Genomic DNA, 13,310 nt, shown 5'->3' with positions numbered 1-13,310 from the left:
CCGCCGCCTCCCGACCCCGAAGGAGAATCACGATGACCAGTCAGAACGCGTCCGCCCAGCTCGAGAAACAGGAAATCTGGCAGAAGGATCGCGACCACTTCATGCACCCCTGGACCGACTTCTCCACCTTCAAGGAAAGCGGGTCCATGGTCTTCCGCCAGGCCGACGGCGTCTCCCTTCAGGACGCCGACGGCAAGCGCTACCTCGATGGCATCGGCGGGCTCTGGTGCGTCAACATCGGCTACGGCCGGGACGAGATCGCCGAGGCGGTCGCCGAGCAGATCCGCGATATCCCCTACTTCTCGACCTTCGGCCACCACACCACCGCGCCGGCCGCGCGCCTGGCCGCCAAGCTCGCCGAGTTGGCGCCGGGGGATCTCAACCACGTCTTCTACGGCTGTGGCGGCTCGGTGGCCAACGACACCGCCGTGCGCATGATCCACTTCTACTTCAACCAGCTCGGCAAGCCGAGCAAGAAGCAGATCATCTCGCGCAAGGACGGCTATCACGGCAGCACCTACATGGCGATGTCGATCACCGGGGTCGAGGTCGACCACATCGGCTTCGACATCGATCGCCAACTGGTGCACCACATCTCCAGCCCCAACCCCTACCGTCGCCCGGAGGGCCAGAGCCTGGAGGCCTTCTGCGACGAGAAGGTCCAGGAGCTGGAGGACAAGATCCTCGAGCGGGGCCCGGACAATGTCGCGGCCTTCTTCGCCGAGCCGATCCTGGGCGCCGGCGGCGTGATCGTGCCGCCCGAGGGCTACCACAGGAAGACCCTGGCGGTGTGCCGCAAGTACGATGTCCTCTATGTCTCCGACGAGGTGGTCACCGCCTTCGGCCGGCTGGGACACATGTTCGCCTCCGAGGACGAGTTCGGCATCGTCCCGGACATCATCACCTGCGCCAAGGGGCTGACCTCCGGTTACCTGCCGCTGGGAGCGACCATCTTCTCCGATCGCATCTATGAGGTGATCAGCGAGCCCCAGGCCGATGGCGCCATCTTCACCCACGGCTTCACCTACTCCGGCCACCCGGTGAGCTGCGCCGCAGGCCTCAAGAACATCGAGATCATGGAACGCGAGAACCTCTGCGATCACGTCAAGGACGTGGGTGCCTACTTCGAGGAGCGCCTCCATGAGCTCGAGGACCTGCAGATCGTCGGCGACGTCCGTGGCCGCAAGTTCATGATGTGTCTCGAGAACGTCGCCGACAAGGCGACCAGGGAACTGATTGCCCCCGAGGCCAAGGTGGGCAATCGCATCGCCGACGAGTGCCAGAAGCGCGGCCTGATCGTGCGCCCCCTGGCGCACATGAACATCCTCTCCCCGACGCTGATCCTGAGTCGCGAACACGTCGACTTCGTGGTGGCCACGCTGCGCGAGAGCATCGAGGCCGCCACCGAGTCGCTCAAGGCCGACGGCTACCTGCCGCGCTGATACCCGGAAGTCCCGCCTCCTGGGAGGCGAGGCTTCCCGCCCGCCTGGAGAAGTGCCCCGCCTCATCAGCCACGCGCCAACGAAAAGGGGGAGATGCCTGTCGGCATCTCCCCCTCGTGCTGCACGGCCGGAAGGGCGGCGGGAGGCCTCAGGCCTCCGGCAGCCACTCCTGGACCAGGTCCTGGTTGTCCTCGACCCACTGCTTGGCGTTCTCGTAGGGGTCGGAATCCTCCTGCTGGTTCATGAGCATGACCTCGCCCATCTGCTCGGGGGTCCATTCGAAGGCATCCAGGATGGCATGGGCCCCCGGCAGATCCTCCTCGAGGCCCTGGCGGGCGATGGTGTGGATCTGCTCGGCCCCGCCATAGACGTTCTTGGGATCCTCCAGGTACTTGAGGTCCCAGCGGGCGAACATCCAGTGCGGCGTCCAGCCGGTCACCGCGATCTCTTCCTCGTTGGCGATGGCGCTCTTGAGCGCCGCGGTCATGGTGGCGCCGCTGCCGCTCTGCAGATCCAGGTCGAGGCCGTAGGCGTCGATGACGTCCTCGGTGAGGCTCATGATCCCGGCGCCCGGGTCGATGCCGGTGATCTTGCCCTCGAAGGCCTCGGCGTGCTCGTTCAGCTCGGCGATGGAGTCGACCTCGCTGTAGGCCGGGACCACCAGGCCGAGCTTGGTACCATCGAGGTTCGGGCCCAGGTCATCGACCTGATCACCGACACGCTCGAGGTAGTCGGCATGGGTGGAGGGCAGCCAGGCGGCGACGATGGCGTCGGTGTCACCACTGGCCACGGACTGCCACATGGCGGCGGCGGACAGCGAGGTGAGTTCCACCTCGTAGCCGGCCTGCTCGAGCACCGCACGGACCACGTTGGTGGAGGCGACCTCGGAGGCCCACTCGACATAGGCGAGATGCACGGAACCCTTGTCCTGGGCCTGGGCGGTCGCGGCGGTGAGGCCGGCGCCGGCGACCATGGCCAGGCCGGCGAGACGCATCGGTTGCTTGGTCATCGGATGTGCCTTTATTAGGAATACGATCAAGAGGATGCAGGGGCGAGCCGCCGGATGCAACCGGCGGCTCGCCCATGCTGGATCAGGCCTTGCGCTGCTTGCGCAGCGACTGGGTGAGGCGGTCCAGCAGCATCGCCAGGATCACCACCGCGATGCCGGCCTCGAAGCCGTCCCCCGGTCGCAGGCGCTGGATGGCGCGCCAGACCTCGCTGCCCAGGCCGTCGGCGCCGATCATGGCAGCGATCACCACCATCGACAGCGCCAGCATGATGGTCTGGTTGATGCCGGCCATTACGGTGGGCAGCGACATCGGCAGCTGCACCTTGAGCAGCTTCTGGCCGCGGGTGGCGCCATAGGCGTCGGCGGCCTCGACCAGTTCCACCGGCACCTGGCGGATGCCCAGGGTGGTGAAGCGGATCGCCGGGGGCATCGAGAAGATCACGGTGGCGAAGATCGCCGATACCGAGCCGATGCCGAAGAAGGGGATCGCCGGGATCAGGTAGACGAACGCCGGCATGGTCTGCATGAAGTCCAGTATCGGCATGATCGTCTTGTAGAGCCGCTCGGAGAGGGCCGCGGCGATGCCCACGGGCAGGGCGATGACCACCGCCACCAGGGTGGCGATCACCACCAGGGTCAGGGTCTCGATCATCGGGTCCCAGAGATCCAGGTTCCAGATCAGCGCCAGGCCCGCCACGGCGCCGATGGCCAGGCGAACATTGGCCAGCCACCAGCACAGGCCGGCGATGATCACCAGCAGCGACCAGTCGGGGAGCCACATCAGGGCATCGTTCAGGCCGTCGATACCGGTCTGGGTGACCCGGGAGATGGCGCGGGTGACGATGGAATACTCGCTGGTCAGCCAGTTCAGGCCGTTCTCGATCCAGTCACCCAGCGGCACGCGGGGAATTTCGATAGCCATCAGTGTTCTCCTGCCTGTGCGAGTTCATCGAGCACGGCGCCCTTGACGACGACGCCCTGCAGCACCTGGTTCTCGTCCACCACGGCGATGGGGAAGCGGTTCTCGTGGAACATGGCGAACAGGTTGTGCAGCGGTTCCTCGCGGACCACCTTGCGGAAGTCCTGGGTCATGGCGTCCGTCACCCGCTCCTTGCCGTCTTCCAGGGCCTGGCTGGCGGACTCGGCATCGATCAGGCCGATCAGGCGACGCTCGCGATCGAGGATGTAGATGGAGTCGAGGCTATGGTCGCGCATCTTGCGCAGCGCGGTCCTGGGGCCGTCGGTGTCGCGCACGGTGGAACGCACCTTGCGCATGGCGCTCTCGGCGCTGAGGATCCGCGACTTGTCGACGCCCTCGATGAAGCGCCGTACGTAGTCGTCGGCCGGCTTGGTGAGGATCTCCTCCGGGGTGCCGATCTGCACGACCTCGCCGTCCTTGAGCAGCACGATGCGATCGCCGATGCTCAGGGCCTCGTCGAGGTCGTGGGTGATGAAGACGGTGGTCTTCTTCATGCGGTGCTGGAGTTCCAGCAGTTCCTGCTGCATGTCGCCGCGAATCAGCGGGTCCAGCGCCGAGAAGGCCTCGTCCATCAGCAGCACGCTGGCGTCGTTGGCCAGTGCCCGGGCCAGGCCGACCCGCTGCTGCATGCCGCCGGAGAGCTGGTTGGGATAGGCGTCCTCCCAGCCTTCCAGGCCGACCTGCTTCAGGGAACTGGCCGCGATGTCACGGCGCTCGGCGGGATCGACCCCGCGGATCTCCAGGCCGAACTCGGCGTTCTGGCGCACGGTGCGGTGGGGAAAGAGGGCGAAGTTCTGGAACACCATGGAGAAGTGGCGGCGGCGGCATTCCAGCAGTTCCTTCTCCTTGAGGCTCGGGATGTTCTCGCCGTCGATGACGATCTCGCCCTCGGTGGGCTCGATCAGCCGATTGAGGCAGCGGATCAGGGTCGACTTGCCCGAACCGGAGAGCCCCATGATCACCAGAAGTTCGCCCTCGTAGACGTCGAAGTTGATGTCGGACAGGCCCAGCGTCTGGCCGGTCTTGTCGAGGATCTCGGGGCGCTTGAGCCCCTGGTCGCGCAGTTCCAGCGCCTTCTTCGGCTGATTGCCGAAGACCTTGCTGAGCTGTCGGACCCGAATCTTGACGTTTCGGTTGTCACTCATTGGCTGTGCCTTGATGTCGCCCGACCCGGCGCTGGCGCCGGTGGAGGCGGGTTGACGGGGGGTAGGGTGTCCTGAGCATGCCTGTTGGCCTGCGTTGACACGAATCGAGGCGCTACACCCTAGCGGTTGTTGAACAGCCATTCAAATTTGTGCGGGAGCACTGACTGATTGGGCGGTGTACCTGGCGCGCCACGGGAAGGCCCCGAGGGACGGGGCGCCGGCACCGGCTGACCGAGGCTACTGGCAGGGGGGAGATCGAGCAAGCACGGCGCCTCGTCGCCTTCGACCGCCAGGCGCCGCGCCACCCGCCATCGGCGGTCCGGCCTCGAGCGGATCGCCGTCGGCGCGGTTGCGCACAGGCGCTGCGGAGGCAGCCTGGCTACATCAGCAGGACCAGCAGCAGCGGCAGGTAGAGCAGCGACAGCAGGGTGGAGCAGAACACCAGACTCGCCACGTATTCCGGCTCGCGACGGGAACGCTGGGCGAACAGGTAGTTGAAGACCGCCACCGGCATGCTCATCTGCAGGACCAGGATGGCATGGCCGGTGGGCGGCAGCGCGAGCAGGCTGCCGATGGCCCAGGCCACCCCGGCGGCGAGTGGCAGGCGCAGCAGGCTGAAGCCGAGTCCGGAACGCAGGCTGCGTACCTGGATGTTGGCCAGCGAGACCCCCAGGGTGATCAGCATCAGCGGCACCGTGAAGCCCGAGATCAGCTCCACGCTGTTGGCCAGCCACCGTGGCAGGTCGGTATCGGTGAGCAGCAGGGCCAGGGCGATCAGGATGGCATAGACCGTCGGCGTCGTGGCCAGGATCTTCAGTGGGTTGCCGCGCCCGGCCATCAGCGAGCCCAGGGTGAACTGGAACAGCGTCACGGTGACCATCACCGTGATGCCGAACACGAAGCCGGCGCTGCCGAAGGCGTAGAGCACCACCGGCAGGCCCATGTTGCCGGTGTTGGGATACATCATCGGGGCCAGCAGTACCCGCCAGTCGCGGCGCAGCAGGCGTGCCACGAGGCCGGTGGCCGCCGCCATGCACAGCAGGACCAGGGCCGTGGCCAGCATGGTCCGGCCGAAGCTGCCCGCATCGATCTCGGCCTCGGCCAGCGAAGCCAGCACCAGGGAGGGCGTGCCGATGTTGAAGACCAGCCGGGTGACGAAGGCCACGGGATAGTCGTGGCCGAGGCGAACCCAGCCGAAGCCCAGGCCGGCGCCGGCGAGGACCGGGGCCATGACGGCGAAGAGTTCGGCAAGCATCAGGATCTCCCGTGTAGAGGATGAGGGGCGGCGTGGTCCCTGTCCGCCCGGATCTCAGGTCGGCGCCGAGGAGGCGGCCGCGGCGGGTGGGGACTGGGCGGTCCGCGCCCGCTCGGCCTGAAGGTGCAGCGCCAGGTCGAGACGTTCCACCAGCCCGGCGATCATCGCTCGGTGACGCGGGCTCAGCGCCTGGTGCTCCTCGAGGGCCGCCACCAGGGCGGCCCCGCTGCGCCGCACCTCGCGGGGAGGACGCCCCCGGGCACTGTCCGCGAAGGCGCTCGCCAGGGCGGCGAAGAACGCCTGCCGCGTCCGGCGCAGGTCGGCCCCCGGCAGGTCGTCGAGACGCCGGCGCAGCTGCAGGCAGGCATAGCCGATATCCAGTCCGGTCAGGCCCAGGCTGAACAGATGGCGCCGGTCCTCGGGCAGCATATCGTCGTGTCGGGCCAGCTGCAGCAGGCGGTCGGCCATGCCACCGATGAAGCGGGTCTCCGCCTCGGGCACGGGGGCGGCCGGCAGGGTGCGCAGGTCACGGCCGATGGCGCCGACCAGCCGGCGCTTGTGCAGGTGCGGCCCGACGCCCGGAATCAGGCGAAAGCCGGCGACCACCGCGCCCAGCCCGACCATCACCGCGATGGCCCGGTCGAGGAAGCCGTCGAAGGAGAAGTCCATGGCGTTGCCGGGCATGGTCAGCAGGATGTTGCCGATGGTGAAGGCCAGGCAGTAGCCCATCAAGCGGGGCGAGGCCGATCCCAGCAGGCCGAGGAACAGCGGCGGCAGGAGGAGCATGGCCAGCAGGGGAAAGCCGCTGGCCTGGGCGAGCAGCACATGGCCGAACAGGAAGGCGCTGGGGATCGCCGCCAGCATGCCCTTGGCGAACATCAGGCTCACCGCGGCGGGGTTGTCCCGGCTGGCGAAGAAGGCCGAGCCCAGGGTGCCCATCAGCATGGCCACCTGGCCGTTCGTCCAGCCCGTGGCCAGCCAGAAGGCCGCCAGCGAGAGGAAGACGACCCCCGCGCGCAGGGCGTTGAGCCCGGCGGCCAGGGGGTCGCGGTGCCAGGCGAGGGCCGCCCCCCGCAGGCGCCGGCGCCCGGGATGGGTGATCGCCTCGCGGGCATCGAGCATGACCAGCGCATGCCCCAGGGTCTCGCGCAGTCCCAGGCGGATGCGCTGCTCCAGCGGCGTGATGTCGGTGTCGGGGCCCTCCAGGGCCCGGTGGCGCAGGGCCTGCAGGCGCCGGCGGGCCTGGGCAACCCCCGAGGCCTCCGCGGCGTCACGCAACTCCCGGGCCAGGTCGTCGGCCAGGCGGCGGTTGGCGGGATCGAGGCGGTCGCCGGCGTGGTGCAGCAACTGCTGGAGGGCGTGGAGCGTGGCCAGCAGGCGCAGCGTGCGGCGGGTCAGCACGTGGCTGGCGCGAATCCGTCCGGGCCCCTCGGGCCCCTCGTAGCGGGCGGCCTGGCTGTCGGTCTCGAGTTGGGTGAGGGGCGCCAGGCTGCCGGTCAGGCTGGCCTGCAGGGCGGCGAGGTCGTCGCTGTCCGACAGCCGCTGCCCGGCATGCCGGAAGGCCTCGTTGATCACCTGGTCCGCCTGGCCGGCCAGGTGGTCGCGGACCCGGATGGGCCACAGCAGGGCGCTGACCAGGGTGGCGCTCGCCGCGCCGAGTGCCAGCTCCGACAACCGGGCCACGGCGACGGCGAAGATGCCGTCGGGCTGGCTGGCGCCGATCACCACGATCAGCATGGCGGTGACCCCGCCCATGATGCAGCCGTAGGAGGCGTTGTTGCGCAGCAGCGAGCTGCCGTAGGTGCAGATCATGATCCACAGCGTCAGGCTCGCCAGTGCCGGCACGGGGGCCTGGGCGAACAGCGCCATGATGGCGATCCCGGCCCCGCAGCCCACCAGGGTGCCGGTGAGCTGGCTCAGGCCCTTCTCGATGACCATGCCGCTCATCGGGCGGATCTGCAGGAAGGCCGCCGAGATCAGCGCCCAGTAGGGGCGCTCGAGGTCACACCACAGCGCCACGTAGAGCGCCAACAGCATGGCCAGCGTCGCCTTGACGGCGAACTTCACGGCCGGCAGGGACGGGGTCAGGTAGGCCTCGAGCCAGGGCGACATGCACCGTTACTCCGTAGGCTCGATGTGCACCGAGGCCGTCATGCCGGCGCTCAGGGTGGTCTCCTCGGGAATGTTGTCGAGGGCGATGCGCACCGGAATGCGCTGGGCCAGGCGCACCCAGCTGAAGCTGGGCTCGACTCGGGGCAGCAGCTGGGCGTTGGGCTCGGTGTTGGCGTCGGCGATGCCGCGGCCGAGGCTCTCGACATGCCCGTCGAGCACGGTATCGCCGCTCATCAGGGTCACCCGGGCCGGGTCGCCCACGTCGATCCGGGCGATCTTGGTTTCCTCGAAATAGCCGGTGACATAGAAGGAGTCCGCCTTGACCAGCGCCATCACCGGGGTGCCGGCGTTGACGTAGTTGCCCTCGGCCAGCTGGAGGTTGAGCACATGGCCCGCGGCCGGTGCCCTGAGGGTGGTCCGCGCCAGGTCGAGGCGCGCACGCGCCAGCTCGCTGCGGGCCTGGGCCAGGGCGGCGGCGGCCACGCGGCTGTCGATGCGCGAGATCTCCCGGCTCTCGGCGCTGATCGCCTGGCGGCTCAGGCGGTTGCGGCGCGAGGCCTCGTGCTGGCGCAGCTCGAGCTCGGCCTGGCGCTGCGCGACCACCGCCTCGGCCTTGTCCACCGCCGCCTGGTAGCGCGCCGGGTCGAGCTGGAAGAGTGTCTCGTCCGCGGCGACGCGCTGGTTGTCGCCGACCGGAAGCGACACGACCCGGCCCGAGACGTCGGGGGCGAGGGTGACGATATCGGCCCGGACCCGGCCGTCCCGGGTCCAGGGGGTGTAGAGATAGTAGTGCCACAGCCAGAGGCCGGCGGCGATGGCCAGGGCCACGATGGTCAGGGTCACGAGACTGCGTAGCAGGGTGCGCATGGCTAGAGGGCTCCGGCGGCGGATGACAGGAAGGCGACGGCGGCGGTGCAGAGCACGAAGAGGGCGGTGTCGAACCAGGCCTCGAACCACGGGCGCGTCGGGCCCAGCAGGCGGTGGAGCAGGGCGCGCACCAGCAGGGCGGCGGCCAGCCCGAGCAAGGCATAGAGCAGCAGCGGCGACAGATAGAGGCCGCCGATGGCGATTTCCCGGAGTCCCATGTCGGCTCCCGACTGGATGATTAGGCCGCTATCTTAACAAGCCCCGGTGCGGCCGGCACGGGCCGGCGTCTTGACGCTCGCCGGGGGGCTTCCTAGATTTTGGTGTACAGGATCCATGTCGCCATGATGACACGGGTCCCGGCCTGCGTCCGGGCGCGCGATGCTCGGCGCTCCTCCTTGCGACCATGTCGGCAGGAAGCCGGCCGCCCGAAGCGGCGTCGAGCCTCCGTTCGCCCTGCGCGCGAAGGGGGTGGCGTGAGCGCTGATACCACATCGCACCAGAAGGTTGGCGTGGAGCACCTGTACAAGGTCTTTGGCCCGGACCCCGAGGAGACGATCCGCCGGCTGCAGGCCGGCCAGGAGAAGGATCGCATCTACGCCGACACCCACTCCGTGGCCGCCGTCGCCGACGTCTCCTTTACCGTAGAGCAGGGCGAGATCTTCGTGGTCATGGGACTCTCCGGTTCCGGCAAGTCGACCCTGATCCGCTGCATCAACCGTCTCATCGAGCCCACCCGAGGCCGCATCCTGCTGGATGGCGAGGACGTGGTGTCCATGGACGCCGATGCCCTGCGCGAGCTGCGCGCCCACAAGCTCTCCATGGTCTTCCAGCACTTCGCCCTCTTCCCCCACAAGACCGTCGGCGAGAACGTCGAATTCGGCCTCAAGGTGCGCGGGGTGCCGCCCGGCGAACGCCGCGACAAGGCCCTGCGGGCCCTGGAGCAGGTGGGGCTCGAGGCCTACGCCGATGTCCCGCCGGCCACCCTCAGCGGTGGCATGCAGCAGCGGGTGGGGCTGGCCCGGGGGCTCGCCGTCGACCCCGAGATCATGCTGATGGACGAGCCCTTCGGCGCCCTGGACCCGCTGATCCGTCGCGACATGCAGGACGAGCTGCTGGCCCTCCAGGAGCAGCTGCACATGACCATCCTGTTCATCACCCACGATCTCCACGAGGCCCTGCGCATCGGCGACCGCATCGCCATCATGAAGGACGGCCGCTTCGTGCAGACCGGCACGCCCGAGCAGATCGTCGCCGACCCCGCCGACGACTACGTCGCCGCCTTCACCCGGGATGTGGACCGCGGCCGGGTCTTCCGCATGGGGCGGCTGAGCCATGAGGCGCCCACCGTGAGCCCGGACGAGGACCCGGCGACGGCCCGGCGGCGCTGCGACGAGCACCGGGTGGCGGGCCTTCACGTGGTCGACGCGGACGGCTACCCGCTGGGCATCCTGGTGTGCGCGGACCTGGCGTCGGCCGAGGACGGCGCCCTGCGTGACTTGATGCGGCCCGACTACCCGGCGGCCCGCGCCGACCAGGAGCTGATCGAGCTCTATGGCGCCTGTGCCCAGGGCCTGCCCATCGCCGTGCTCGACGAGGCCGGGCGCCTGCAGGGCACCGTCGACCCCCTGCGGGTCTTCGCCTTGCTGGCCGGGGATCAGGGCGAGGACGAGACGTCCCGCCGCGCCGCGGCCGCCGCGCCCCTGGCAGCGAGGGAGGAGTGACCATGGCCGACAGCATCTCCGATTTCTATACCCTGCCCCTGGACGACTGGATCGAGGTGGCGGTCAAGGAGTGGCTGGTGCCGAACTTCCGCCCGGTCTTCCAGGCGCTGCAGTGGCCGATCGACCAGGTGTTGAGCGGCCTCGAGGGTTTCCTGCTGTGGCTACCCTTTCCGGTGTTCGTGGTGGTGGTGCCGCTGATCGCCTGGCGGGCCGCCGGCACGGGGGTGGCCATCTTCGCCCTGCTGGCGGTGCTGTTCCTCGACCTGCTGGGCATCTGGCGGGAAACCATGATCACGCTGGCCATGATCGTCACGGCGGTGACCTTCTGCACGATCGTGGGGGTGCCCCTGGGGATTCTCGCGGCCCGCAGTGATCGCTTCGCCGGCCTGATCCGGCCGGTGCTGGACATCATGCAGACCATCCCGCCCTTCGTGTACCTGGTGCCCATCGTGATGCTGTTCGGCGTGGGCATCGTGCCCGGCGTCATCGCCACCATCATCTTCGCGCTGCCGCCGATTATCCGCCTGACCAACCTGGGGATCCGCCAGGTGCAGGGGGAGCTGGTCGAGGCCGGCCTGGCCTTCGGCGCGACCCGCCGCCAACTGCTCTTCGAGATCCAGATCCCGCTGGCCTTGCGTACCATCATGGCCGGGCTCAACCAGACGTTGATGCTGTCGCTGTCGATGGTGGTGATCGCCGCGTTGATCGGCGCCGGCGGCCTGGGCCTCACGGTGTTCACCGGACTGGGCCGGCTGGACATCGGCCGGGCGACCCTGGGGGGCATCGGCATCGTGCTGCTGGCGATCCTGCTGGACCGCGTCACCCAGGCGCTGGGGGAGGGGGGCCAAGTCACCGCCTCGGGCGAGCGGCGGACCTTCAAGGGGCTGTTCAAGGGACACGGGAAAGGGAGGCAGGGAGGCAACGACTCGTCGTGAACCGGACGCGATGCGGCGCACCGCGCGTGTCCCTCAAGCAGGAGGACGTCTCATGCATCCGATCGTGAGTACCATAGGCGGGCGCAAGTGGGCCGGGCTGGCCCTGTCGCTGGCGATGCTCCCGGCGCTGGTCGCCGCCCAGGGCACCCCCGGGGAGGGCGTGACGGTGACGCCGGCCCGGGCCACCTGGGATACCGGCTGGTTTCCCGCCGCGGTCTACAGCCGGCTCCTCGAGGAACTGGGCTACGACGTGCAGCGCCCGACCACCCTCGACAACCCGCCCTTCTACCAGTCGGTGGCCCAGGGCGATGTCGACTTCTGGGTCAACGGCTGGTTCCCGTTGCACAACACCTACCGCAGCACCTTCGAGCAGGGCGCCGAGCTGATCGGCTACGTGGCCCAGGGGGGCGCCCTGCAGGGCTACCTGGTCGACAAGAAGACCGCCGACGAGCACGGCATCACCGGCCTGGAGGACTTCAAGGATCCCGAAATCAAGGCCTTGTTCGACAGCGACGGCAACGGCAAGGCGGAAATGGTCGCCTGCCCGCCGGGCTGGGGCTGTGAGCTGGTGATCGCCCATCACCTCGAGGCCTATGGCCTCGGCGAGCATGTCGAGCCGATCAAGGCGAGTTATTCCGCCTCCATGGCCGATGCCCTGGGACGCTACCAGGAGGGCGGCTCGATCTTCTTCTACACCTGGACCCCCAACTGGACGGTGGGGCTGCTCAAGCCGGGCGAGGACGTGGTCTGGATCACCGTGGACGAGGCCAACCTGCCGGAGGACCAGAAGGAGTTCGAGGACGCGACCGTGGTCGAGGGCCTCGAGGGCTGCGTGGAGGATCCCTGCAACCTGGGCTGGCCGGCCAACGATATCCGTCCGGTGGTCAACAGTGAGTTCGCCGCGAACAACCCGTCGGCGGCCAGGCTCTTCGAGGTGGCAAGGATTCCCATCGAGGCGATCTTCGCCCAGAACGCCAGGATGTTCGATGGCGAGGACAGCGAGGAGGACATCCGGCGGCATGCCGATGAGTGGATCATGGGCCACCGCGACGAGGTGGATGCCTGGCTGACCCAGGCCCGGGAGGCCGCGATGGCCGAGGGCGAGTAGGCGCCGGCTGCCCGGCACGCCCCACCGGGCCGAAAGCGGCCCGGTGGGGCGGTCGAGTGGCGTGGCCGAAGGGCGGCGTTACTGGGTGGCGCCCTCGGCCGCCTGCTGGGTCTTCTCGCCGGCCGCCTTCAGGGCGTTGCCGATGCGATCCAGGGCCTGTGAGGCGCCTTGCTGGGTGGTGTCCCAGGCACTGGCGGCGCCTTGCTTGGTCTCGCTCCAGGCCTGCTGCATGTTCTGGCGGGCCTCGCTCCACCAGGTGTCGGTGTATTCCGGCTGCTGGGTGATGGCCTGCTCGCTGAGGTCGACGTGGACGCGATACTCCATGGCCTCGAGACTATTGCCGTTATGGGTCTCCACGGTGAAGTGGCCGGTCTCGATGACGTATTGCTTCTGGCCCATGTCGAGCAGGTTGCCGGTGTCGATGACCAGGGCGCGCAGGCGCATGTCGTTGTCGAGCAGCACGTCCTCCACCTCGCCGATCTCCACGTCGGGATTGGCCTGGGTGTAGACATCGGCGTCGAGCAGCTCGTCGGCGGAATAGAGGCCCTGGGTCTCGGCCTGGGCGGTCGCGGTGACGGCCATGCCGCCGGCGATCAGCGTGGCGGTCAGGGCGCGGCTAAGCGGTGTGTCGAGGGTCATCCTGTCTCTCCTTTCATGAGGGTCCATTCATGACGCCTGACGTGGCCAGGCAGTCGTTAGTGTCCTCATCGGCGGCCGGGTTCAGTCCGTCCGGTAAC

Annotated in this window: 12 protein-coding genes; 4 read left to right on the top strand and 8 right to left on the bottom strand. The window is 68.7% G+C overall.

Annotated features, from left to right (window positions below; all coding sequences use genetic code 11):
- Nucleotides 1-32: 32 nt before the first annotated feature.
- Nucleotides 33-1,442 carry an aminotransferase gene (locus OCT48_RS13950; protein ID WP_263589734.1) on the top strand — a complete coding sequence of 470 codons (1,410 nt, stop codon included), beginning with the start codon at nt 33-35 and terminating at the stop codon, nt 1,440-1,442.
- Between the two features lie 148 nt (nt 1,443-1,590).
- Here the strand turns inward: OCT48_RS13950 and OCT48_RS13945 are convergent, their stop codons facing one another.
- The 7 genes from OCT48_RS13945 to OCT48_RS13915 all read right to left on the bottom strand — a co-directional run bounded on the left by OCT48_RS13945 (nt 1,591) and on the right by OCT48_RS13915 (nt 9,027).
- Nucleotides 1,591-2,451 carry a glycine betaine ABC transporter substrate-binding protein gene (locus OCT48_RS13945; protein ID WP_263589733.1) on the bottom strand — a complete coding sequence of 287 codons (861 nt, stop codon included), beginning with the start codon at nt 2,449-2,451 and terminating at the stop codon, nt 1,591-1,593.
- 82 nt (nt 2,452-2,533) lie between these two features.
- Nucleotides 2,534-3,367 (bottom strand): ABC transporter permease, encoded by an 834-nt coding sequence (locus tag OCT48_RS13940; protein ID WP_263592626.1) that lies wholly within the window; start codon nt 3,365-3,367, stop codon nt 2,534-2,536.
- 5 nt (nt 3,368-3,372) lie between these two features.
- The gene (locus OCT48_RS13935) at nt 3,373-4,575 is read right to left on the bottom strand and encodes a quaternary amine ABC transporter ATP-binding protein (protein WP_263589732.1); all 1,203 of its coding nucleotides are present in this window, start codon (nt 4,573-4,575) and stop codon (nt 3,373-3,375) included.
- 379 nt (nt 4,576-4,954) lie between these two features.
- Complete coding sequence (locus OCT48_RS13930) at nt 4,955-5,830, bottom strand: AEC family transporter (protein ID WP_263589731.1); 876 nt, start codon at nt 5,828-5,830, stop codon at nt 4,955-4,957.
- Nucleotides 5,831-5,884: 54 nt separating this feature from the next.
- The gene (locus OCT48_RS13925; RefSeq protein ID WP_263589730.1) at nt 5,885-7,942 is read right to left on the bottom strand and encodes an FUSC family protein; all 2,058 of its coding nucleotides are present in this window, start codon (nt 7,940-7,942) and stop codon (nt 5,885-5,887) included.
- A gap of 6 nt (nt 7,943-7,948) precedes the next feature.
- Nucleotides 7,949-8,809 carry an HlyD family secretion protein gene (locus OCT48_RS13920; RefSeq protein WP_263589729.1) on the bottom strand — a complete coding sequence of 287 codons (861 nt, stop codon included), beginning with the start codon at nt 8,807-8,809 and terminating at the stop codon, nt 7,949-7,951.
- A gap of 2 nt (nt 8,810-8,811) precedes the next feature.
- Complete coding sequence (locus tag OCT48_RS13915) at nt 8,812-9,027, bottom strand: DUF1656 domain-containing protein (protein ID WP_263589728.1); 216 nt, start codon at nt 9,025-9,027, stop codon at nt 8,812-8,814.
- Nucleotides 9,028-9,282: 255 nt separating this feature from the next.
- Here OCT48_RS13915 and OCT48_RS13910 point away from each other — a divergent pair, with 255 nt between their 5' ends.
- Genes OCT48_RS13910 through proX form a run of 3 tightly spaced genes read left to right on the top strand, consistent with a single transcriptional unit; the run spans nt 9,283 to nt 12,573 of the window.
- Nucleotides 9,283-10,530: a quaternary amine ABC transporter ATP-binding protein gene (locus OCT48_RS13910; protein WP_263589727.1), complete on the top strand. Its 1,248-nt coding sequence runs from the start codon at nt 9,283-9,285 to the stop codon at nt 10,528-10,530.
- A 2-nt stretch (nt 10,531-10,532) separates the two neighbouring features.
- On the top strand, nt 10,533-11,465 hold the full coding sequence (locus tag OCT48_RS13905; protein ID WP_263589726.1) for an ABC transporter permease: 933 nt from the start codon (nt 10,533-10,535) through the stop codon (nt 11,463-11,465).
- Between the two features lie 52 nt (nt 11,466-11,517).
- Complete coding sequence (gene proX, locus OCT48_RS13900; RefSeq protein WP_263589725.1) at nt 11,518-12,573, top strand: glycine betaine/L-proline ABC transporter substrate-binding protein ProX; 1,056 nt, start codon at nt 11,518-11,520, stop codon at nt 12,571-12,573.
- Between the two features lie 78 nt (nt 12,574-12,651).
- Here proX and OCT48_RS13895 read toward each other — a convergent pair whose 3' ends face one another.
- Nucleotides 12,652-13,212: a PRC-barrel domain-containing protein gene (locus tag OCT48_RS13895; protein WP_263589724.1), complete on the bottom strand. Its 561-nt coding sequence runs from the start codon at nt 13,210-13,212 to the stop codon at nt 12,652-12,654.
- Nucleotides 13,213-13,310 lie beyond the last annotated feature (98 nt).

The organism is Halomonas sp. M4R1S46 (genome assembly GCF_025725685.1).
Lineage (GTDB): Bacteria > Pseudomonadota > Gammaproteobacteria > Pseudomonadales > Halomonadaceae > Halomonas.
This window is presented reverse-complemented; position numbering and strand designations above follow the sequence as displayed.